Annotated in this window: 22 protein-coding genes and 3 pseudogenes; 3 read left to right on the top strand and 22 right to left on the bottom strand. The window is 36.2% G+C overall.

Annotation, left to right across the window (positions count from 1 at the left end):
- Positions 1–80 precede the first annotated feature (80 nt).
- Positions 81–1,471 (top strand): annotated as a pseudogene (locus tag CYTFE_RS32185) (IS701 family transposase).
- Here CYTFE_RS32185 and CYTFE_RS27285 read toward each other — a convergent pair.
- From CYTFE_RS27285 to ltrA (CYTFE_RS27280), 3 genes are read right to left on the bottom strand one after another with little or no spacing between them, the layout of a single operon-like run.
- Complete coding sequence (locus CYTFE_RS27285) at positions 1,460–2,254, bottom strand: ATP-binding protein (protein ID WP_052343304.1); 795 nt, start codon at positions 2,252–2,254, stop codon at positions 1,460–1,462. The pseudogene CYTFE_RS32185 and the gene CYTFE_RS27285 sit on opposite strands and share 12 nt — an antisense overlap.
- A 52-nt stretch (positions 2,255–2,306) precedes the next feature.
- Complete coding sequence (locus tag CYTFE_RS30140) at positions 2,307–2,483, bottom strand: hypothetical protein (protein WP_154665699.1); 177 nt, start codon at positions 2,481–2,483, stop codon at positions 2,307–2,309.
- Entirely contained in the window at positions 2,480–3,706 is a 1,227-nt protein-coding gene (gene ltrA, locus CYTFE_RS27280) for a group II intron reverse transcriptase/maturase (protein ID WP_211238193.1), read from the bottom strand. The genes CYTFE_RS30140 and ltrA (CYTFE_RS27280) overlap by 4 nt, the downstream gene beginning before the upstream one ends.
- Before the next feature lie 96 nt (positions 3,707–3,802).
- Between ltrA (CYTFE_RS27280) and istA the strand changes: the two genes are divergently transcribed.
- Positions 3,803–5,338 carry an IS21 family transposase gene (gene istA, locus CYTFE_RS0118970; protein ID WP_044263233.1) on the top strand — a complete coding sequence of 512 codons (1,536 nt, stop codon included), beginning with the start codon at positions 3,803–3,805 and terminating at the stop codon, positions 5,336–5,338.
- A 3-nt stretch (positions 5,339–5,341) separates the two neighbouring features.
- On the top strand, positions 5,342–6,103 hold the full coding sequence (istB, locus tag CYTFE_RS0118965; RefSeq protein WP_027473105.1) for an IS21-like element helper ATPase IstB: 762 nt from the start codon (positions 5,342–5,344) through the stop codon (positions 6,101–6,103).
- Positions 6,104–6,214: 111 nt separating this feature from the next.
- Here the strand turns inward: istB and tnpA (CYTFE_RS31575) are convergent, their stop codons facing one another.
- From tnpA (CYTFE_RS31575) to CYTFE_RS32030, 19 genes and pseudogenes are all read right to left on the bottom strand, one after another.
- Positions 6,215–6,361: an IS66 family insertion sequence element accessory protein TnpA gene (gene tnpA / locus CYTFE_RS31575; protein WP_262505590.1), complete on the bottom strand. Its 147-nt coding sequence runs from the start codon at positions 6,359–6,361 to the stop codon at positions 6,215–6,217.
- A gap of 114 nt (positions 6,362–6,475) precedes the next feature.
- Positions 6,476–6,655 carry a transposase domain-containing protein gene (locus tag CYTFE_RS31280; protein ID WP_027470731.1) on the bottom strand — a complete coding sequence of 60 codons (180 nt, stop codon included), beginning with the start codon at positions 6,653–6,655 and terminating at the stop codon, positions 6,476–6,478.
- 72 nt (positions 6,656–6,727) lie between these two features.
- Positions 6,728–8,091: pseudogene (gene tnpC, locus CYTFE_RS27270) on the bottom strand (IS66 family transposase); the annotation flags it as partial.
- Between the two features lie 157 nt (positions 8,092–8,248).
- Positions 8,249–8,584: an IS66 family insertion sequence element accessory protein TnpB gene (gene tnpB / locus CYTFE_RS0118950; protein WP_027470460.1), complete on the bottom strand. Its 336-nt coding sequence runs from the start codon at positions 8,582–8,584 to the stop codon at positions 8,249–8,251.
- Positions 8,585–8,589: 5 nt separating this feature from the next.
- Entirely contained in the window at positions 8,590–8,940 is a 351-nt protein-coding gene (gene tnpA / locus CYTFE_RS0118945) for an IS66 family insertion sequence element accessory protein TnpA (protein ID WP_044262614.1), read from the bottom strand.
- Complete coding sequence (locus CYTFE_RS0118940; RefSeq protein ID WP_027473104.1) at positions 8,915–9,700, bottom strand: lanthionine synthetase LanC family protein; 786 nt, start codon at positions 9,698–9,700, stop codon at positions 8,915–8,917. The genes tnpA (CYTFE_RS0118945) and CYTFE_RS0118940 overlap by 26 nt, the downstream gene beginning before the upstream one ends.
- A 58-nt stretch (positions 9,701–9,758) precedes the next feature.
- Positions 9,759–10,001, bottom strand: coding sequence for a hypothetical protein (locus CYTFE_RS0118935; protein WP_027473103.1), 243 nt, complete (start codon positions 9,999–10,001; stop codon positions 9,759–9,761).
- Positions 10,002–10,003: 2 nt separating this feature from the next.
- Complete coding sequence (locus CYTFE_RS0118930; RefSeq protein WP_027473102.1) at positions 10,004–11,101, bottom strand: lanthionine synthetase LanC family protein; 1,098 nt, start codon at positions 11,099–11,101, stop codon at positions 10,004–10,006.
- A gap of 25 nt (positions 11,102–11,126) precedes the next feature.
- Positions 11,127–13,532: an outer membrane beta-barrel family protein gene (locus CYTFE_RS0118925; protein WP_027473101.1), complete on the bottom strand. Its 2,406-nt coding sequence runs from the start codon at positions 13,530–13,532 to the stop codon at positions 11,127–11,129.
- A 75-nt stretch (positions 13,533–13,607) separates the two neighbouring features.
- Positions 13,608–13,793 (bottom strand): hypothetical protein, encoded by a 186-nt coding sequence (locus CYTFE_RS0118920; RefSeq protein ID WP_027473100.1) that lies wholly within the window; start codon positions 13,791–13,793, stop codon positions 13,608–13,610.
- Between the two features lie 758 nt (positions 13,794–14,551).
- Positions 14,552–16,012, bottom strand: coding sequence for an ISNCY family transposase (locus CYTFE_RS27265; protein WP_154665698.1), 1,461 nt, complete (start codon positions 16,010–16,012; stop codon positions 14,552–14,554).
- A 391-nt stretch (positions 16,013–16,403) separates the two neighbouring features.
- On the bottom strand, positions 16,404–16,859 hold the full coding sequence (locus tag CYTFE_RS0118910) for a hypothetical protein (RefSeq protein ID WP_027473099.1): 456 nt from the start codon (positions 16,857–16,859) through the stop codon (positions 16,404–16,406).
- A 1-nt stretch (position 16,860) separates the two neighbouring features.
- Positions 16,861–17,400 (bottom strand): hypothetical protein, encoded by a 540-nt coding sequence (locus CYTFE_RS0118905; protein ID WP_152541937.1) that lies wholly within the window; start codon positions 17,398–17,400, stop codon positions 16,861–16,863.
- Positions 17,401–17,559: 159 nt separating this feature from the next.
- Positions 17,560–17,889 (bottom strand): group II intron maturase-specific domain-containing protein, encoded by a 330-nt coding sequence (locus CYTFE_RS30905; protein WP_211238192.1) that lies wholly within the window; start codon positions 17,887–17,889, stop codon positions 17,560–17,562.
- Between the two features lie 53 nt (positions 17,890–17,942).
- Positions 17,943–18,935 (bottom strand): group II intron reverse transcriptase/maturase, encoded by a 993-nt coding sequence (gene ltrA, locus CYTFE_RS27260; protein ID WP_211238191.1) that lies wholly within the window; start codon positions 18,933–18,935, stop codon positions 17,943–17,945.
- A gap of 676 nt (positions 18,936–19,611) precedes the next feature.
- Complete coding sequence (locus CYTFE_RS0118890; RefSeq protein WP_027473096.1) at positions 19,612–20,529, bottom strand: AraC family transcriptional regulator; 918 nt, start codon at positions 20,527–20,529, stop codon at positions 19,612–19,614.
- A 339-nt stretch (positions 20,530–20,868) separates the two neighbouring features.
- A complete protein-coding gene (locus tag CYTFE_RS0118880) occupies positions 20,869–22,032 on the bottom strand; it encodes an IS91 family transposase (protein ID WP_027470237.1) in 1,164 nt (387 codons plus the stop codon).
- A complete protein-coding gene (locus tag CYTFE_RS32035) occupies positions 22,029–22,259 on the bottom strand; it encodes a tyrosine-type recombinase/integrase (protein WP_081736036.1) in 231 nt (76 codons plus the stop codon). Before CYTFE_RS32035 ends, CYTFE_RS0118880 begins: the two co-directional genes overlap by 4 nt.
- Positions 22,256–22,849: pseudogene (locus tag CYTFE_RS32030) on the bottom strand (tyrosine-type recombinase/integrase); the annotation flags it as partial. The gene CYTFE_RS32035 and the pseudogene CYTFE_RS32030, both read right to left, overlap by 4 nt.
- Positions 22,850–22,953: the final 104 nt, after the last annotated feature.

Below are 22,953 nucleotides of genomic sequence, written 5' to 3'. Positions count from 1 at the left end.
CGATAATTTAGTATTGTTTTTCTTTCGTAATAAACAGTAAATTAGTATATTGCAATTGAAACAAAGAACAAAACTCAAGTTTGCAATGGGTAACGGGCGAAAAACTTAAAAAAATATACGAATAATGGTAAAACACTGCTAGCGGTCAACAACCGACTTGAAGTGTATTTATCTGAATTTCAGCACCATTTTAAAAATAGAACAAAATCCAACTTCGACAAAGCTACTCAATACGTCGAAGGTCTAGCTTTAAGCGATTTGAAAAACATCGAACGCATCACTGAGACATTAAACGCAGACTACCATAAGATGCAGCATTTTATCACCGAATCCAATTGGGATGCAAGAGCTGTCATCGACCAAATAGCAAATCAGGTAGACCAATCACTCCCAAACCAAAAATTAAAAGGATTACTCATAGACGAAAGCGGATGGGTGAAAAAAGGTGACAAAAGCATTGGTGTTGATCACCAGTATTGCGGGAACGTTGGGAAGACTGCAAACTCGCAGGTTGCAGTTTTTGGTTGCTTGTGCACGGACAAATATGCAGCGTTGGTCGACACGAGACTGTACCTTCCAAGGTCATGGTGTACTAACAACGCCAGGTGTGAAACTGCTGGCATCCCCAAAGAGGACAGGGTTTTCAAGACAAAACCGGAGCTGGCTACAGATATTGTGAAGCACCAACTGGAAATGGGTATCGAGTTCGATTACGTTGGGGGGGGATGGACTTTATGGCAATGACCTTGCGTTTACCCGTTCGGTTGAGGATATGGGTTTGGTGTACATGCTTGACATTCATAGCGATCAAAAAATCCACCTTGAAAAACCAGAACTACATATTCCAGAGCGAAAGAGCAATCGTGGGCGCCCACCCAAAAGGCCGAAGGCAAGCACCCCATCGGTAAACGCTAACGAATATATAGAAACGCTTACAAACAAGGACTGGAAAAAGCTTGACATTCGTGATTCTGCCAAGGGAAAGCTGAAGGGATTGTTCCATTTTAAGACAGTTTACATTTGGGATAAGGTTCAGAACATTGTTGAGAAACGGTTGCTGGTCATTTCGAAAAGAAAGACAAAGCAGGGAGTAGAAATAAAATATTCGTTCACTAACGCAGAACTTGCTCAATACACGCATCAGGCGCTGGCATACATGCAGGCACAACGCTTTTTCATTGAGCATAGCTTCAAAGAGCAAAAACAGATAGTAGGCTTGGATCAGTTCCAAACCCGCAAATGGCTGTCATGGCATCACCAAGTAGCCCTCAACTTAATGGTGGGCAGCTTTATGCTGAAAGAAAAACTATTGAATCAAGACGAAGTCCCATTGTTGTCGGCAAGAGACATTATGGATTTTATGGTATACAAATTTTATCGTGAAATGACCGATGAACGGATGCTGGAAAAACTGCAGCAGCGACATGAAAAGCGACAGCGTGACATAGACCTCTGTTATTCAAAGCAATAAATCTGTTAAAGTAGAATTAATTTCATTTCTAATATTTCGGCTAAAGCTATTAAGTTTAAAAACAATATATCCTTTTTCTAGGATGTCAATGTATTTTTGAACTGTAATTTTATTAATTCCAATCAGTTGAGATATTTCATTATAATTCACCTCGCTTCCCATTTGTAAAGCCAAAGCTTGTAATAGTTTATCAAGGACTTCAGGTTTTCTGATATCTGAAAATGCTAAAATATCACGATACAAATAGCTATTTACAAGATTTTTCAAAGTCTCCCGCTCTTTACCTTGATTATTAATAACCTCGGGATAAAGCCCATAGAGTAATCTGTTTTCTATTTGCTGTTCTGATTTTATGAATCCGATTTTATTTTCGTATTCTTCCCAAGATATTGGAAACAATTCATATTCCCATTTTCTGCCCGTCAATGGCTCATTCAATTCATTTCCTAAATCAAATGATGAAGAACCACTTACAAATAACTGAACTTTTTTGAATTGGTCAGTAATGATTTTTAAAGTCAAACCGATTCCTGCTATTCTTTGAGCTTCGTCAAGAAATATGTATTTGTAATCGCCAATAAATGTGCGAATTTGTTCTGTCGTTGGGCTTTGTAATAGATTTCTTGTTGCAGGGTCATCAGCGTCAAGGAATAAATAATCTTTGTCTTTTAGAATCTCGTTTAGTAAAGTTGTTTTTCCTACTTGTCGTGCACCAACAACAACGATAGCTTTCCCACTGTTGATTTTTTCCTTTATTGTGTTTTCAATTGTTCTATCAAACATCTTTTTATTTCAAAGATACGATTAAATATCATAATGACCAATAGTCATGTCTTTAGGTCATCCAAATGTCGAAATGTCGTTTCTTTTGCTTGTGCAGTAGAGTAGAGCCTGATAGCTTACTCCCATTATTACTTCTAAAAGTAGCAATAATAAGTAAACTATCAGCGCCCCCTTCATCAAACCGTACGTGAAGTTTTCCCTCATACGGCTTACCGATAGAGTTCTTCATTGAGCTTTCGCAAGGGTTTTCAAGCGTGCATACTTTTCCAAGTCTAACAGCCTTTTGCTTTGTACAAAAGTACTGTATGGTCGCTGGCGAAGCGACTTGTGCGCTTTACGTCCTTTGCTTTTGAGCCATTTAAATAGTTTATAATCCAAGTGTTTGATGATAACCTTTATGGTTTCCCAAATGTGCGTTACCTTACTTATAGAGAAATAATTAAGCCAACCTATTAATAATGAGTTGAGCTTGTAAAGCAAAGGTTCAATCTTCCAATGCCTACGTTTTGCTAAAAGCTCACGAATGTTGGCAAAGAGTTTACTCCTTGATTTCATACTCGGGCGGACGTTGGTATAGTTCTTCCTGTTCCAAGCGAATTTGGAGCGGATTACCCTGAACTCAAACCCCAAAAAGAATAGGCTTTTCTTATGCACATGCAAAATAGTTGTCTTTTCCTTATTGATGGCAAGCCCCATCCGTGTCATTAATGAATCGATATGTGCTAATATTTCTCTGCTGTAATAGTAAGTTCCCATAAGCACAAAGTCATCGGCATAACGCACAATTCGTATGTTTGCTTTGGAGAATTTACTCTTTGAATTATTGACTATTCGGTCAAAAGCATGTAGGTAAATATTCGATAACAATGGACTAATAACCCCTCCTTGCGGCGTACCTGCTGTACTCGACAACAACTTTCCGTTCTTTAATTGTTTTGGGGCTGTTAACCACTGTTCGATAATATCCAGAATTCCTTTGTCACTGATGCGTTCTTTAAGCAGTACAAACAGTTTATCGTGAGGAATGGTATCGAAGTATTTCGATAAATCTGCATCATAGATGAAATGATGTCCATCGTAGATATTCTGTTTGATTTGCTTGATTGCATCCTGTGCCCCCCGTTTGGGTCTAAATCCATATGAAGTAGTAATAAAGTCGGCTTCCCAAAGTGGCTCAATCAGCATCTTAACAGCCATTTGTGCTACTCTGTCTTTTATGGTGGGAATACCCAACATGCGAAACTCACCTTTCTTCTCCTTCGGGATTTCTACCTGACGAACAGCCTGACTTCGGTAGGTATTGGTACGAAGTTCTGTTTGCAACTCCTTGAGGAATTTGGATACACCATATTTCTCAATATCTGCAAACGACATCTTGTCAACTCCTGTGCCTTTGGAATAATTCTGTTTTACTCTTGTAAATAGAAACTTTGTACCATCAAATTTTCGCAATTGAAAATCATCATTTGTAAAGATAAAAAATAGCCTTCATCTTTAAGTTGCAAAACAGAAACGAAGAAGGCTATGAATAAAAACCAAAAAGTTTTTATGTGGTACAAAGTTAAAGAATTATCATCACAAGGACTAAACCAAAGTCAAATCAAATTAGAGTTAGGTATCGACAGGGGAACTGTACGTAAATACCTTTCCATGAGCGAAGCACAATTTCTAGCATGGATTAGTACTCCACGGCGAATGCCAAAAAAACTAAATGAGTATTATAATTTTGTCAAAGAATTACTGGAGAGAGGCCCCTATTTATCAGCAGCTCAGATTGAAGATAGATTAAAAGAACATTATTCTGATCTGCCGAATGTAAGTAGTAAAACAGTCTATAATTTTGTTCAAACAGTAAGAAAGGAACAAAATATACCCAAACATAAAGAGAAACTTCCACGCCAATACGAGAAGCTTCCCGAAACAGAATATGGAGAAGAGGCACAAGTAGATTTTGGATCATACCGAATGCTTAGTAGTGGAAGTGGCAGAATTAAGATTTACTTTTTTACAATGGTACTTTCCCGTTCCCGACAAAAGTTTGTTTACTGTCAACGAATACCATTTACTACAGAGACAGCAAATTATGCACATGAACTGGCATTCGAATATTTTGAGGGAATCCCCCGTCGAATAATCTACGATCAGGATCGTGTTTTTGTAAAAGATGAAAATCTTGGCGATGTTCTTCTTACTGATGGATTTATGCAGTTTACAAATGCACATCCCTTTAAGGTAATATTTTGCAGAAAAGCTGACCCTGAAAGCAAAGGAAAAGTTGAAAATGTAGTAAAATACGTAAAACACAATTATCTGAAAGGAAGAGTATTCCAAGATATTGACAGGTTGCAAAAAGAAGTTTTACAATGGCTTGATCGCACTGGAAATGCGAAGATACATGGTACAACCAGGCGTATTCCAAAGCAAGAGTGGGAAAAAGAAAAGCAATACCTGCTGACTTATAGTGGAAAACCGGAAAAACCATTTTTAAACTTGCCGATATATCCTGTGAGAAAAGATAACACGGTACTTTATCGAAGTAATTACTACAGCTTGCCTTTGGGTACATATCAAGACAGGGGTGCCAATGTTTTACTGGAAGAAAAAGAAATGAAGCGTTTCTTTTATACGATTGATAACCAGTTGCTGGCCACACATGAGCTGTCTTTAGATACAGGTCGGATTATTAAAAATAATGACCATGCAAGGGAAAAGTCAAAGACTCTGCAAAAAACCTATAAGCTGGTTTTTGAAAGCTTAAGATATATTCCTCAAGCCGAACAATATTTGGCAGCAATAGAGAAAGATAAACCCCGGTATTTTCATGATAATCTCCGAGTTATACAAAAGAACATTGAAAGTTCATCTCAGGAAATAATCAACTTAGCCCTGCTTTACTGTTATGAAAATCAGATACTAAATGCCAATCGTTTCGCCGAAGTTCTGAATTATTTTGAAAATGAGCAAGCTCTAAAGAATGTAAAACACAATGTTTGTATAGAAACCGGCAATCTGAATAAGCAACAAAATGCTGATATGCAACCTCAGAAAAGTGATATCAATGAATATGAATCAATAATGAATTAGAAAATGAAGCTATTAGATCAAATTAAAAACTATGCCGATATTTTACGGCTAACAAAGATGAAAAACGAACCAGAAGCAGTGCTTCATCAGGCACAGATAGATAAACCATCTTATCAGGAATTTGCATTACAGCTCTTGCAAAGAGAGGTGCAGCACAGAAAGAAAACAGATCTTGACAGGAGAATGAAATTAGCCCGATTACCCAAAGATCACAACCTGGACAAGTATGACTTTAACATGGCAAATGGTATGACTGTGCCTCAACTGAAACAATTACGGGAATTATTATGCATGGAACAAAATTATAACCTGATACTAATGGGCCCCTCAGGAACAGGAAAAACGTATGTGGCGGCAGGACTGATTAACGATGCTGTAAAATCTGGTCATAAAGCTTACTTTATCACAATGGAGGAACTAATAACGGTGTTAAAAATGAAAGAAATGATATCTGGTGCGCTTAACACTTATAATCGTCTTTTAAAGGCTCATTTAGTGGCTATAGACGATATAATGCTTTTTCCTATTAAGAAACATGAAGCAGTTGCATTTTTCAACCTGATAAATCATCTGCACGAACAAACGTCTGTAATAATCACAACAAACAAATCCCCTCAGCAATGGGCAGAAATGCTCGATGATGAAGTCTTGGCAACTGCTTTGTTAGATAGATTATTGTTTAAATGTGAAGTTGTAAAACTCGAAGGTAAAAGTTACAGAATGGAAAACAGAAAAACAATCTTCGAGCAGCAATCAACCCTCTGATTGCCTCAGTCGCTAAGCTCCCTCAACAATCAGAGGGTTGATTAATATATTTTTTATTGTAGAATGATGGTTTACTGTTACGAAAAATTGATGGTTTTAAATTTGCTATTTTCATTCTAGTGGAACAAAGCTATCTGGCTCATGTGCTAATGCCTCTTCCAATTTGTTTCGCCAATAGTAAAAAGTGGAAGGAGCCAAATCTTGGTTGGTACAGAAATCTTTTATGTTCAAACCTGATTCCTGGTAATCCTTATACAAAGTAAATATGCGGTCTGCTACATATTGCAAAGTAAAAAAATGCTCCAATCCGGATGTCGATTGGAGCGTTGGAAATCTCTAAGTTTTACTGGAATCTTTTGGAATTAATCGAAATTAGTGGGTGTTTTTTGGAATATTCTGACAACTATTAGACTTTTTCCAATTGTGCGGCAAAAGATCAGCCAAGTCTAAATCATAATTGCTGTTGTATAACGCAATCTTAGAAAATACATCTGTAAGCCATTCGCGAGGATTTACATCACTGGCTTTGCAGCATCCCAGTAGTGAGTACATAATTGCTGCATTTTCTGCGGCATCATGGTTGCCACAAAACAGATAGCCTCTTCTTCCAACAGCTACCGGCCTAATTGCATTTTCAGCTCCGTTGTTGTCAGGCAGATATCGGCCATCAAGATGATAGCGAGACAGACGTAAGAAAAGATTGTATGTATAAGCCAGCGCCTTACTCATCTTTCCTCCTTGTAGCGCTTTGGGGTAATAGCCTTCGATCCATTTTCAAAAGCACGCATGATTGGATAAGCCAAGCGCTTTCGTAGTTCAGCTCTTTGCTTGTAATTCATGTTCTGATCGGTGGCCATTTGCTCAACTTGATAGATTTTAGCAATTTGTGCCAATGCGTATTCAGCCCCCGTTTTGTCTTCTTTTAGACTTTCGGAGAATTTCCTGCGCGCATGAGCCCAACAACCCAGAAGTAAAACACCTTTCTTTTGCTCATAGATTGAATATGCCTGATATCCATCGGTTTGAAGAGCTCCCTGAAAATCCTTTAATAAAGGAAGTATCACTTTTTGTGCTCGGGAGCCTTTGTCGTAGTGAAAGAAAACCAAGTTATTCATTACTGATCGAGCCATCCACAGATAAGCCTTTTGTGCTTTGTGCTTTTCGTTGCTAATAACAGGAATGGTACTTTCGTCAACCTGAATATAATCAGATTTTAGAACGATTTCTTTTAAACGTGCATAAAGAGCTCTTAGTAAATCACAGCTTCCTTGAAACCAACCATTAATGGTGGATGCAGGTAATTTTATACCAATCATTTTGAACATGGCCATTTGGCGATTAAAAGGCTGGTGGAAATAATATTTATTCATCATCAGCTCGCTCAATAAAGAAGGCCCTGCATTGCTGCGTGGCAAAGGCAATAATGGCATTGAACCAATACGGATAGCTGATGCTTCTTCGGTGTTTTGATCTGTAGCAATATCCGGTGATACTGATTCTTGCTTTACTGCATATTTAGGACGTTCTATACGACGTACATATACCTCTCCGGGCTTGTGTTCGAGTATTTCTGTTACTTCTTCGCCAATACGCACCCAGTTATCTTGTTTACCTTCCGGTTCAATAACTTCTACCTCTCGTCTAAGGTGGTCAGGAAGTGGTTGACGAACTGGCCTCTGCTTGTTTTTTACAGGCTTGCGGCGCTCATATTCGATAAGCTCTTTTTCTGCGTTTTCAATGATAGCTTTCTCTTCTGCAACGACCTCCAGTCCGTCCCAATCGATCTTTCGTTGATCGGGATCTTCGGCAATATGCTTTTCACTAGAATTGCCAAAAAACTTATGGCGAAACCAAGCGAGCTGGTCGATCAGCTTTTTAATTTGCTGCTCTTTTTTAGCGACTATAGCCTCTAATTTTTTGTTTTTAGCTTCCAAAGTGTCCAGAACCCTATTGTCATTTTTTCGCAAGCGGGAAAGCTCCTGAAACATCTCGTCACGTTCCTGGAGAAGCTCCTGTATTAACACATCTTTATTGCTTGAAAAATCGCTCATTTATCACTGCTTGATTACGAGCTTAAAGATAGTAAAATCAAGGCTTATAGCCAATTTTATCAATCTAAAAATCCTAAAAAAATGCTTCTTTTTGTCACCTCTTTAAGAGCCTTTTTTTAGGCTTCACATTCTTTACAATCAACATTAAATCGTGCCAACTTATAATGTGAGATGTGAGGCTTTCATCAAATGCAGGAAGTTTGAAAACACCACTATCGAGCTTCTTATGGTAAATTACCAACCCGCCGTGTTCTAGATGAAGTATTTTCATGGTGGTCAGCCTACGGTTAACAAATATAAAAACTTCACCGTCCTGAACATTACGCTTCATCAAGGAGCTTACAATGCCGCTGAGTGTGTAAAAGCTTTTACGCATATCCACTGGTGCCGGATATAGAAAGTATTTAAGTTTATCGTGTAAATGAAACATCAGACTTAATCAAATAAGTGAACAATTGTTTTTAATACTTGCGTGTTTATATTATCCCTTAGTAGCATCTTGGTGCCATTGGGAAATACGAATTCAATGGGAGCATCATTATTTAAAGTAGGCTTACTCTTGATGATAGATGGACTCGATTGATTGTTCGTCGCTAACGGATTACTGTCAAATTCTAGTGGAACAAAGCTATCTGGCTCATGTGCTAGTGCCTCTTCCAATTTGTTTCGCCAGTAATAAAAAGTGGAAGGAGCCAAATCTTGGTTGGTACAGAAATCTTTTATGTTCAAATCTGATTCCTGGTAATCCTTATACAAACGCTTAAATGTTGTTAATGTCATTCTCATTTTTTGCCATCAAAGAAACAGCGCTAGTATGAAGGTCGCAATATGTGAAAGACCGAAGACTTACGGTAGTTTCTAATTGAGAAATTAATGCTCCGTTCCATTTATCACATGCCTTTGTAGCTGCATCAGTATAATAGGGTATAGGCAAAAATTGACCACATAGCATAGCAATGCTGGCGGTTCCGTGACATAGACAAGGATCATCATAGTTTTCAATCGATATTGAATAGTTAATTATATTCTTAGCAAGCTTTCTTGGTTCAAAACAACTCAATGAATCCGAGCACAATTCGTAACTTTTTTCTAAAGCAAGACAGATCGGAAGCATACCTTTGCTCCAGGAAGTCGTTCGAATTTTGTGGCCAGTTCGAGATTGGAAGATATTGTTTTCATCCTGAACCTTTCGAAGCACCATTTTTTGCATATCATTAAAGAAATCATAATATGCACTTTTGACTTTGTGGTTCTTTTGGGCAATTTTTAACGAAAGAAGAAATGCACTGCCCCAACCATGTGCAACCCCGGGGTTGTTATCTATTATAAAATTTTTAGATTTAAAATCAGCAAATAACTGATTCATAAAAAGACCTTGCTGAGGTTTACTCTCTCGAAGGTAAAAATATAACCCAATTGTAGATAATCCAGAGAAGAAATCATATTTATTTCTTTTCGAAGAATTGAGAACGTGCTTTTCTAATGTAACATCAATTGCATGTAGAATTTTTTCTATGTTATTATCTTCTCTAAATTCAATTTGCATTATTTGAAGCGCTATTCCTAGTTGAATAATTAATAATATTTTATCGCTATCAATTACCCTAACTAAACACTTCGGTTAAAACAATATTTTCAACACTCTCATATAGGGTCAATTCTTTGCTATATAATTCTGCATAATATCTACAAAAGAGCAAATCCCCAAGCATTCCAGAATACAAACCAGGCTTGTTAATTTGGTTTTTTTGCAGCTTCTCTATAATTAGCTTATTTGTTGATTCTAAAAATGAATCAATAATAATCTTCTCATTTGAGCAACAACGCTCTTTCCCAAATTGAATCACCTTTAAAATTTAAGTAGAGTTAAAATAATTCCTGTGGAGCCAGAAAGTAAATTTGCATTTCCTAAGCTAATGTCTTGTTGTTTTAATCTAGAAACTATTTCTGCAATCATTTGTAGAGAATATAATGAATAGTCAGGTTTATGTTTTAAAATAAAATAATAAAGAGCCCCAGTAAAACCATGACAAAAAAACGGATTTGTGTAGTTGTTTAGGTTTATACTATTGTATATGAACTCATCTATCTGGACAATTTCCTTATTTAATGAGATAATATTGATGTGTTCATTAATTCGTTTAAGTCCAAAGTATATTCCTATTTCGCTCATACAATAAGTAATATTGGATCGGGTATCATTAAATCTATTACTATTGCTTAGGTCAATGGCGATTGGAAAATAATTGCCTTTAGTTGCATATCTAGTTGACATTAAAAACTTTAAACCTCGACTAGTTAAATCATCGATCTTAACTACGTACTTCAAACTAAGATACCTTCTGGCAATGGATAAAAAAGTTAAAATTGAAGTTAATCCATGCAATTGTCCAATACATATGCTTAAGCCATTTTGATTTTGCAAATAGTATTTCCAGAATACACCATCTTCTTTTTTATTGCAACTATCTATAAGCCAATCAGTAATTTTAATTAATATGTTTCTCGAGTCAATCTTATTGTTTAGACATTCTATTGCATATATTCCCAGCCCTATTGCCCCTTGTTGTAAGTCATAATTCTTTTGTTTGAATAAGTTATTAAGGTATTCGTCAGCAAGTGACAAATGCTTTATTTTTAGTTCTCTGTCAATCTTTATTACTTTTTCTCTGTTTAAAGACAGCAAAACAAAGAGCACTCCAAATACACCACTGCCAAATGATAAATCAGAGTAATCATTTATATTCTCCTTAATATCATCAGCAAAGATCTGTATATTATTCAGATTTTGCTGATTAGATTTTAACCTATATAATTCAAATAATATTAGAAGTTTTGACGAATTTCCTTTGAATAAAGAATTATCTTCTACAATTGAAAAATCATACTGATCCAATAATGTTCCTAAATAAGATAAAACATCATTTCTAACTGAGTTGTAATTCATTAGGTTAATGTTGTAAGAATGAACTTTACTGTGCACTAATGCCCCCTTTTATATCTTTATTGACTATTTTCTTTCCACTCTTTCTACTTTTTATTTTATTGTCATTAAATGAATACATAACTGAAATTGAAAATGTTCTACCTAAAATATATTTGTCTGTTTGCATATGAAAGAAATCTGAATCAATAGTCTTACTATACTTTCTATTTTCCCAGAATGGGTGCTCCATTGTAAAACTAACGTTCAATCTGTCATCAAAGAAAACTTTGGTGGCTTTAGCTCTAAAAGAATAATAATTGTAACTAATCCCTTGAGCTAATATTCTAGGAAACCTATACATCCCATTTAAGTTAATATTGTATGCTCTTGGAAGTTTGAAATAGGCACTTGCATATACCATACCCGTAAAGCCTGAATTAGATTCATTTTGTGTACTGATATTGACGTAATCTAGACTGCCATTTAGTCGTGAGTTAAGCCATGATGTAAATCGAGCGCTAAGGTTTATAAATAGACTGAATTCTTTGAATTTACCATCATTAGTATAAGTGGTGTAATATGTGTCATCTTCTATGTAAGAATAGTTTTGGATAGTGTTATTTGATAAAGAATATGAAAATTGAATAAAATGTTTTATCAGGTGCAAGTTATTATTGTAATCAACACTGATAGTGCTTAGATATTCTGAGGTTAATTTCGGGTTTCCAAAATAGATACTATTTGCATCAATGACATATAAAGAAGGATTTAATGCTTGAATACTTGGTCTATTAATCTTTGAGTTGTATGCGCTACTTATAATGATACCCGAGGAAGTTTTCTTAGATATTAGTATATGCGGTAATAGATTGGTATAACTTGAAGAAAATTCTTCAGAACTGTTAAAGTTTGCGTCAATATTTGTTGTTTCAAAACGTAAACCAGTATGCCATTTATATTTCTTCGGTAGATTAAATGAGTATTCTGAGTACAATGATAATATTCGTTGGCTATTATCAAAAGTAATATCTTCCTCTACGGCATCTGCATCATTTTCCCAAACTCTACTGCTATTAGAATTGTTGTCACGAAAAACAAATTTTGATCCAAGATTAAGCTTATTTGAATTGTAAAGATTCCGGACAAAATCAATTTGTAAAGAATTTTCATCTGACTCCTCATCAAGAATAGTTAAATAGTGAATATTCTGATAGTTTTCCCCTTCCAAAACAACTTGATCCTGGATCCGATTTATGTATTCATTATCCTTTAATAAAGATAGATTAAACACATTTTTCTTATTTCTTGATATACTTTTGTAATTGAATGATAAATCATAGTTCCTCCAAATGCTCTTGTGCTTTTCATCTAGGTTGTAGGAATATATTAGGTCGTCATTTATGTTACTCATTTCATTGAATTGAGCAGTATTATTATTCATTCTATTGTGGTAATAACTTGTTGTAAATGACAACAAATTTAATGAATCCAGATCGTAACTAGTTTCTAAAGAATATCTGTTTACGATCTCAAAATCTTGTTTGGTTTCACCACTTTGGACTAAGTTATGGAATTCAGCATCTTGCTTATTTAGTCTTTCTAAAAATTCATTAGAGTTAAAATTTTTTCCATTTCCATAGCCTACACTAGCATTTAGAATAATTTTTTTGTGCTTAAAACCAAAATCGAGTGATGAAACGTATCCCGTGATACTATTCAATTGGCTTCCAACCGATAGTGATTTATTGTCCTGTTTTTTGTATACTATATTAATAACCCCACAATTTGCATCTGAGTTAAATTTTGAACCAGCTAAAGTAATTACTTCAACTTTTGAAACTCGAGAAGCAGGCATACTACTTAAATAGAAAATTGGATTTTTATTAACCGCTTTTGACTCCCTTCCATTTATTAAAATTAACGGTGTGCAATTATTTAGCAGTACTCCAACTTCGGGGTCAACATTTATAAGAGGTACTTTTTCTGTAATTGACAATAAATCTGAACTTAAAGACATAACATCATCAGAAACATTATATACCATCATATCTGGATGAACTTCGACTAAGGGTTTTGAACCGATAACATTTACCACCCCAATTTCAGCGTTGCTATCCTCCATTTTAATGTCCCCTAGATCAGTGAAATTATCAGTTGTTATATCCGCTCTAATGATCTTACTCTGTTTACCAACACATGAAAATGATAATTGATATTTTCCAGAATGTTCAAGGTTTATTTGAAACATTCCTACACTATCAGATATACATGAGTATATTGGTATAGTAGTTAGGCTATCTTTAAATACTTGGATGGTAACAAAAGGTATTGGCTTTTCATTATTAGCTTCCTTTACTGATCCAACTAATTCAAAAGAACTAATTCTTGCATAAACAGGAATGAAAAGTACACTCAGATATACAAGGAACAAACTCCTCTTTCTATTATTCATGTTATAATATAATGATCCTTATTGTAAAATATTGGCTGCCATATATAATGACAGCCTCATAGTTTGATTTAACTACTAACAGCAGTTGCGATGTTCTGTAAACTCTGTGTTAATGCTATCATCTCCGCCAGTTTCAGCAACAGGTGCATTTTTACCACCTCTTAAATTATTGGCTTCTTTTTTTTCAATTTTCGCTACGAAATTTTCAATTAGCTCCAGTTTTGCCTCGCTTTTAGCATTCTTTTTGATAAGATTTTTCATTTTGTAATAATAAATTTGTTAATAAAATTTGCAATTACTTAATAGTGTGATTAGCTAATTCACCTAATGTTGCCCTTGCAAGTTGACAACCTTTATATTCTATAGTCTATAAATTAAAACACTACAATGAAGAATTATGCTGGTTAGCATATTTAATGTTCCGTCATTGTTTAAATGAAATTAGAATCCCGAGAATTAAATTGCACTATCATATGCAACAAGCTCAATTAGTTTATATTGATTCAATACCTCTCGAAACGCTGAACTGTATTTATTAAATGTAATTTGGATGTTCAGCGGTTTTAACTGCCTTTAGATAAGGTGTATATTAAATTCAAAAATGATATATAGAACAGCTGATATACTTATAGTACTGTTTAATGAAATGCTTAAATAATTAAGTTGGCTTTGCTATCATTGTTTATCTTTTGTAAATTAGATTAGATTTTATGTCGTTGCAAATATAATACATTGTCAATAAAAAAAATTATTGACAATGAATATAATTATTAACTACATATTAATTACTCTGTTGTACTGATATATAGTCTCGGCAAGAAAACTTATGTTTTCAAAAATAGGCGAGTAGAATATCGCCAAACGTGAACTTTATTTTTGTTGATGATGGTGATTTTATGTGTCAAAGCTGAGTTTTATAGCAAAACACGCCCCTGCGTATAATATTTTGCCAATTTTGTTGACTATTGGGCATAACTCTTCCATTTGTGTTACGTAAAACACATATATTCAGAACATTACTAGGCTGCCAATTTGTTCTGCTCGTCTGTATTGGAACTATTCCGTGCTCGATAGATTAATTCGGCACCAATCTTTCTTAGATTGTAGGCGCAAACGGCCAAGCCAACATACCTTTTGAAGTTGTGGTATCCGCGATCCGGACAGCGATCTAGTCCCCTGTGCTCCGACTCGTTAATGTTTGATTCGATGGCGCTATGTTTGTTGCGCAGCTTCTTGAAAACGGTTTGACGCTCCTGCTCTGCTTCTTCTTGGTTACATTTGCCTTTCTTGGGAAGCACAAGGTTCTTAACCGATCCCAACAATAATGTTTTATTGTTTTTGTTCCAATATCCCTTATCGAAACTCCAACTTTCTATTGTAAACTGTTTCGATAGTCTTTTTGTTAACTGCGGAACAATCTCTGAATCAGATTCATGATCCATTATCTGGTAATCGACAATTAAATTAAACTGGTCGGTGGTTATTCCTGCTTTTTTGCCCAGTTCGATATTCAGACGCATTTTACCTTTGGTCACCCATTCGGTATATTCTTCGAATATGGAAAACATTTTCTCGCTATGGGGTATGGCTTCCCCTTTTATAGTCCGCCTTTCAAGCAAGTTGATATGCTTAACCAATAGCGACATGAAATGTTCGAGCTCTATCACTGTTACCTGATCTGCAATATCTTCGTGTGGAAAGCTGTCTTTTGAATTTTCTAATTTGTTCAGCAAAGCTTTAGCTTTTGCAAGGTACATTCGCGCTGCGGTTTTTATTCTCTCTTGTTTCCCTTTTCCGCCCGATGCGCTTGCCCGACCTAGTGCCCGCATTTTGTTCTTCAAGTCTTTACGCCAGTCATACACCTTGCGCCATCCATGCAGATCGTGATTTTTCTGAAGCTTGTTGACCACGTCGATGCATTTTCGCGCACAGTCCCATAGCAGGTTGTAGTCAGTAGGGAAGTGAACATTGCTTTCTACAACAAAACTATCGGTTTTTAAGGACAATGCTGCCGCCTCTTTTTTTTTAAATACCTCGTGGCCAAATGCCACAATAACATTGTTGAGTTCTTTTACTATTTCGTCCGTTAGTAGACCGACATTGTCAATAATACACTGATATCCAATCTTTTGTTTTTCATACCCAAAGCTGCTCTCGATGCCCATTATTTGGCGTATCAATGTATGGTGATTGGCCATGTCGTGTAGATTGTCATAGCTAATATTTTGACAAAGACGCACTTGTGACAAAACAAAGATTTGCCACAGGTCCATTCCGGGACGACCTGTATGTTTCTTTTCCGAGCGTATCGCCTTGTCCAATATCTCAAAGACCTTCTCGTTCCAGTTTGGGTTGGCAAATATTTCTTTTAACGCAGCACATAGTCCGGGTAGAGCCCCACTTCTTTTTGCTGTCGGTATGATCGTTTCTTGAATTGGAAGACTTCCCAGTTTCAATTGTTGTTCGAATCTTTTTCTCATGCTTGAACCTCTTTGTGCTTTAGCTCCGAAATAACCAAATCTAAAACCATTAATAGGTTGAATATCTGCAAAATAACCCAACTACACAAGCTATATTCGCTAAAGATTCAAACAAGTTTTCAACATCAAGAACCAGATTTACAATTGATTATACGTTTTCTTGCAAGGACTATTTATCAAAGTTCCAGAACTCCATGAGTTTGAGGAAGTCCCCATAATGAATAATTTAACGGTAGAACTAATAACTCCACTGCGAATAGGAATATTTTCATAGTTTGGGTCATTCGCATTTATATGACAATCTTCTGCTAAGCCCCATCTTTGTGAATAAAGGATGGATAGATTTGAGAAAAAAATTAGTGATAGGATAAAATATTTTTTCATAATTTCGTTAGTATAGTTTTTCAATAAGGAATGATGACATTTCGTATAATCTACCATTTACTTTGTAACTAGCTAATCTTATATAATTATCTGAGGTTAAAAAACAATCATTGCATTTCTCTGATATAGTAGATATTTCAGTAATCTCATAAGTCAAATCCAAACGATGAAAGAAGAGTTTATAGTCAAACTCAGAATTAAATACAATCGGAACTGTTATAATTAAATCATCATCTATATTACCTGAGTAAGTGCGAGATTTAGTAAATGCACTATCAATAGCTTTTGTAAAACCGCTCCCTTTTGAATACGAACATATTGATATATCACTAGTTTCGTCTAAGGAAAAGCCATCCAGTTGAATTTCTTTTGAATCAAATGCACTTGCGCATTCTTTCTGAGTACAACAAGAGTACCCTAGAATTGATATTATTATTAATAATAGTGGGAATCGGATATCCATTTTAGTCAAGGTTTACAGAATTAAAAAAGCTGTCCTTTGTTCCACCTGCGCTTTTTAAATTTGTTTCGATTCCAGTCCAAGTAAAAGAAATAAAATTTCCATCCATCATATAATAGCGGACAAATGTATGATATGGAATTTCAGTTTGAAGCGATTTATAGGTAATCCCTATTTCCAAACCTCTAACTCCATTGGTAGTAATCTCTTGTATAGCTGTTAATTCACTATCTGATGCCAAGAGCATTAATCTTTCTATAGCTCTTAAGGTATCATTGTTTTCTTGTGCTAGAGCTTCATTAAACACAGGGTCTGAATTTGTAATATCTGCATTCCTGAAAATATGCACTTGCACCGCCTCGGTTGAATCTATTTCACCACCATATAATGTCGTATATAGGGAATCAAAACGGGCTGTATTCTCAGGAGATGAAAATTCTATACCAGTTTCAGGGTCTGTAATTACAGTCCAATTAGGTGATTGGCTCATCCCTTTTATTGAGATTAATCCAAAAATCAAATAAATTAAAATTTTTCGTTTCATATGTATGATGTTGTTGATTATAATTTTTGCGTAGAGTAGAGCCTGATAGCTTACTCCCATTATTACTTCTAAAAGTAGCAATAATAAGTAAACTATCAGCGCCCCCTTCATCAAACCGTACGTGAAGTTTTCCCTCATACGGCTTACCGATAGAGTTCTTCATTGAGCTTTCGCAAGGGTTTTCAAGCGTGCATACTTTTCCAAGTCTAACAGCCTTTTGCTTTGTACAAAAGTACTGTATGGTCGCTGGCGAAGCGACTTGTGCGCTTTACGTCCTTTGCTTTTGAGCCATTTAAATAGTTTATAATCCAAGTGTTTGATGATAACCTTTATGGTTTCCCAAATGTGCGTTACCTTACTTATAGAGAAATAATTAAGCCAACCTATTAATAATGAGTTGAGCTTGTAAAGCAAAGGTTCAATCTTCCAATGCCTACGTTTTGCTAAAAGCTCACGAATGTTGGCAAAGAGTTTACTCCTTGATTTCATACTCGGGCGGACGTTGGTATAGTTCTTCCTGTTCCAAGCGAATTTGGAGCGGATTACCCTGAACTCAAACCCCAAAAGAATAGGCTTTTCTTATGCACATGCAAAATAGTTGTCTTTTCCTTATTGATGGTAAGCCCCATCCGTGTCATTAATGAATCGATATGTGCTAATATTTCTCTGCTGTAATAGTAAGTTCCCATAAGCACAAAGTCATCGGCATAACGCACAATTCGTATGTTTGCTTTGGAGAATTTACTCTTTGAATTATTGACTATTCGGTCAAAAGCATGTAGGTAAATATTCGATAACAATGGACTAATAACCCCTCCTTGCGGCGTACCTGCTGTACTAGACAACAACTTTCCGTTCTTTAATTGTTTTGGGGCTGTTAACCACTGTTCGATAATATCCAGAATTCCTTTGTCACTGATGCGTTCTTTAAGCAGTACAAACAGTTTATCGTGAGGAATGGTATCGAAGTATTTCGATAAATCTGCATCATAGATGAAATGATGTCCATCGTAGATATTCTGTTTGATTTGCTTGATTGCATCCTGTGCCCCCCGTTTGGGTCTAAATCCATATGAAGTTGTAATAAAGTCGGCTTCCCAAAGTGGCTCAATCAGCATCTTAACAGCCATTTGTGCTACTCTGTCTTTTATGGTGGGAATACCCAACATGCGAAACTCACCTTTCTTCTCCTTCGGGATTTCTACCTGACGAACAGCCTGACTTCGGTAGGTATTGGTACGAAGTTCTGTTTGCAACTCCTTGAGGAATTTGGATACACCATATTTCTCAATATCTGCAAACGACATCTTGTCAACTCCTGTGCCTTTGGAATAATTCTGTTTTACTCTACGATAGGATTCCTCTATCACATAGTCTAAGCTCATCTTGTCGCTTAAACTATAAGCTTTAAATTCCTTGTCTTGCTTGGCTCTAACGTATAGCTTCCTTTGGAATTCACGAACTCTTTCATCGGTCAGAAATGACGATGGACTTACTAATAGACTTGCGTCAATATAGGTCGTTCTGTTTTCCATATAAGCTTCTCTAAAGTAGAGCCCCTTCCCTATGCAGCGTTTTGTTGTCGCTACAGTCTGTGGTACTATGGGCTCCTCCGACTTCTCTTGTTTCCTTGCTGAATTTCGCTATGCTTATATCAGCCTGTTTAAGATTGCCAAACTTTAAAACAAGAGACCTCCCACGTTCCGTAATAATCCATCTATAACCACGCCATCCCTATGACTCCGGTAGACCGTTGTATTTCAAATTGCTGTTAATTCATACAACGTAACAGGGTTCGAAGACCGTCAAAACTCTCCCCATCTACTGATACACTTCTCGAAGCTACCACGGGTTCACGCTTGCGCATTACGGCTTGGTCATTTGAACATACCGAGCTTCAGCGAAGACCCTCACGGGCTTAACTGTCGGCAGCTCTTCTAAATGAACAGCAATTATTGCCATAAGCGAACGCAGAGCCAAGTTTACTTGGGCTATGCTGAGCGAAGCAATAATCTTTTAACAAAATTATTTAGGTAGGATTTACACCTACTGGATTACCACAGCTTCGTGGCACACAAACGGTTTTGTGTATGAGCAGTAGCGGACTTTGGTCTACTACTTTTCAGCTAACAATATACTTTAATTTATACAAAAACGATTCAAATTTAAACCTGAACCGCTATTGCTTATACACGGTGTTGTACAGCGTTTTTATTCGATTGGTATGCAAAAGTCAACTATAGCTTTACTTTCGGGATGCTCATTAAAATTGTTATGATAAATCTCAAAAGGTTCCCTATCAGCTTTTTTATATCCGTTTTCGTTCATCCATAAAAATAAACCCGTCCAAGACTTCTCAAATTCATTTAATCCAATTTCAAAATTGCCAACTATGCACTTTCCGTTTTCTATTGAGGTCGTTCCAATTTCGCCTTTGGTTTCGGTAGGTTTGTTCAACAAAATACAGGCACTCATTCTTACTTTATCCGCTTGGGTAACTTTAAAACTGTCGTGGTAAATTGTTACCATTTTAGTTTGGTCATTCATCAGACCTTTTAGTGTTGCCCATTGCATTAGCTTTCCATAAGCTTTTTCAAGATTTTGAGGTCCAATACTCGACACATAAGCCAATTCCATTTTAGGCATTTCTTTGATTTCGATGTTTGCATTCATTTTTATCCAATTTTTGAGATTTTCAATGATGCAAATGTATTTCTCGTATTCAGGATAGTCTTGTCCGTTCTTGCTTTCAAGTTGACGTATCTTGCTATGTCTGTTCGGATTTTGCTTTTTGAATTCGGTCGGGCTAATTCCGAAATATTTTTTGAAGGTTCGAGAAAAGGAAGAATTATCACTAAATCCAAATCTATGTGCTAATTCTGTTGTAGTTATTTTCTTGTGCAACAAGTCCAAAGATGATTTCTCGATTTTTCGTCTTGTTACATATTCATTTAGGGTTTCGCCTGTTACAAGTTTGAAAACTCTATGAAAATGAAAAGGTGAGAAAAAAGCAATTTTGGAAACAGTCTTTAACGATAAGTCCGCATCCAAGTTTTCATCAATAAACTTAAAAACTCGGTTGATACGATTTCGATAATCTGCTTGTATTTGTTCTTCTGTTTCGGTCATTTGTCAAATGCTGTACAACTTATAAGGATTTTATCCTTTGTTCGACCAAGATAAGTAAAAAGTTGAACATTGATAAATATCCAAAATTATGATTGCTAATATTTATTAGTCATGAAGGATAAAATTACGTTGAACGAAGGCGGCCTAACCTATGCACATTTCATTTAGTTCTTTTTCTTTGTAAACGCTCTGATCCTAATATTTCTCTGTTATTTATACAACATTCTTTCATCAGCATGTTAATTTCGTTTGGTTTAAGGCATAACAATCCCGTTACACCCACATGAACGGTTGTTTTATTTGCATCCATGAAACAAAGAACGTTTTATCTGCTTAATGTCATTCTAGTTGGTGCAATATCCTTGTGCGAACCATTATGCCTTTATTGCATTTGGGGCATATGCAAGGATCCTTTCCTATTAATGCTCTTAACACTTCATATGAGGTAAGGCCTTCGAGGTTTGACAACCACATATTTTCACCCACTAGTGCAATTACCTGTTCTCGTTTACCATGTATATGTACCGTTGCAAGTATGCCAACATATCTGATTTTAAAGAATCCGCTAGGTAAGACGTGATGTATAAAACGCCTCACAAATTCAAGTTGATTTAAGGTCATTTGTTTTTGCTTGCTATTTTGTCTGTAATCTTTATAGGTAAAGCTCACTTGCTTGTCCGATAAAGATGTTAGCCTATTATTAGATATAGCTACCCGATGGGTGTATCTGCCCAAGTATTGTAATACACTGTTGATACCCCCAAACGCCTTTTTACAGTATACATTCCATCGTTTACTGTACAGTTCTGATTTCAACATTTGAGCTCCTTCAAACTCCTTAGGTAACCTCAGTTTTTCCTTGATCAGTAGTTTTTCGAGTTGCTTAACTAGTATACCTCTAAACATGCCAGACAATGCCTTTACGGGCACAAAGAACTTCTTGGGCGAAGCAACCCATTCCATACCATCCGTAGACAGGCCGCCAGCGGGAACCAGCATATGAATATGGGGATGATACATTAATGTTTGCCCCCAGGTATGCAGTACACATAGTGCTCCAACATCAGCACCTAAAAATGAAGGATTGCGTCCTGCATTTTGTAAAGCTTGGGAGGCAGAACGAAACAGTAAGTCATAACATGCTTGTTGGTTGATGTAAAACAATGGATGTAGCTCCCTTGGTATGGTAAATACAATATGAAAGTAGCGTCCGGGCATTAATCGACTAGTGAGCTTATTGACCCATTGCTGCTGCTTTAAATACTGACACTTGGGGCAATGTCTATTGCGACAAGAGTTATAGGACTGTTGACTGTAACTACAGCTGCTGTTATTACAATACGCAATATGACCGCCTGCTTCTGATGTACGGCACCTTGTTATAGCTTCAATAGCTTTTTGTTGTTCTTTGTTCAACCTTAACTTGGTAGCAATATCATCTTGACAGCTCCTCACAACATCGGCCACTTCTATTTTCTGTTTACTATTTTCGGTGTGACTCATGGCTGTGCCTGTTTTATTGGAATTAACAAATTGGGAACTTCGCCAAGGTAAGGGTGAGCCAAATGAAGATAACCTGAGGTTGTTTTTAGTGAACTGTGTCCCATCAGTAACTGCAACCGTTCCAAATTGATACCTCTTTCAAGCATATGAGTAGCAAAACAATGTCGTAACACATGAGGCGATACGCCCTTATTTATACCTACTGATAAGGCAGCACGTGATACTATCTTACGAAAACTTGTTGCGGAATATTTCTTCCCTTTTTAAAGCCCTCAAAAAGATACTTCGAAGGACGATACTGTTTAAAATAAATTCTGAGTTGTTCTAATATATCCTCTGGAAGTGGTACTTCTCGGCTTTTATTACCCTTGCCCTTTATGCGTACAACCAAACGTGCCGAATCTATTTGCTCAGGCAACAAACTTAGAGCTTCTTCGCACCGCATGCCCGTTGCATAAGTCAACATCATTAATGTACGATGTTTGACATTATATGAACTTGTCACCAAACGATAGGCATCTGACTGAGACAAAACCGTGGGTAGTTTCTTCGCTACTCTTGGACGCTTTATCTTAATGCCATCCCACTTGTTCCCAAGTATATCCACCCAAAATATTTTCCAGGCACTAATCATTTGGTTGATGGTACTGTTCGAAAGCTTTTTTTCTTGAAGAAGATAATAGCAGAAATCTTTTACTTCCTGATGACTAAGTGTTGACGGAGACCTCCTGTAATACTTTGCCAAAATCGAGAGCATAGATACATAAGTATCTACAGTTCTCTCACTGTAACCGCGTAAGCGCATTTCTTGAATGACCTGCGCGCGTAATGTTTTTTTTTCATCTTATAAAGTATTAATGAATAATACTTTAAGTTACCACTTTTCTAATTAGCGACGAAGGAGCTTTCGTTCAACGTATG

Origin of the sequence: Saccharicrinis fermentans DSM 9555 = JCM 21142, from assembly GCF_000517085.1 — a bacterium.
Lineage (GTDB): Bacteria > Bacteroidota > Bacteroidia > Bacteroidales > Marinilabiliaceae > Saccharicrinis > Saccharicrinis fermentans.
This window is presented reverse-complemented; position numbering and strand designations above follow the sequence as displayed.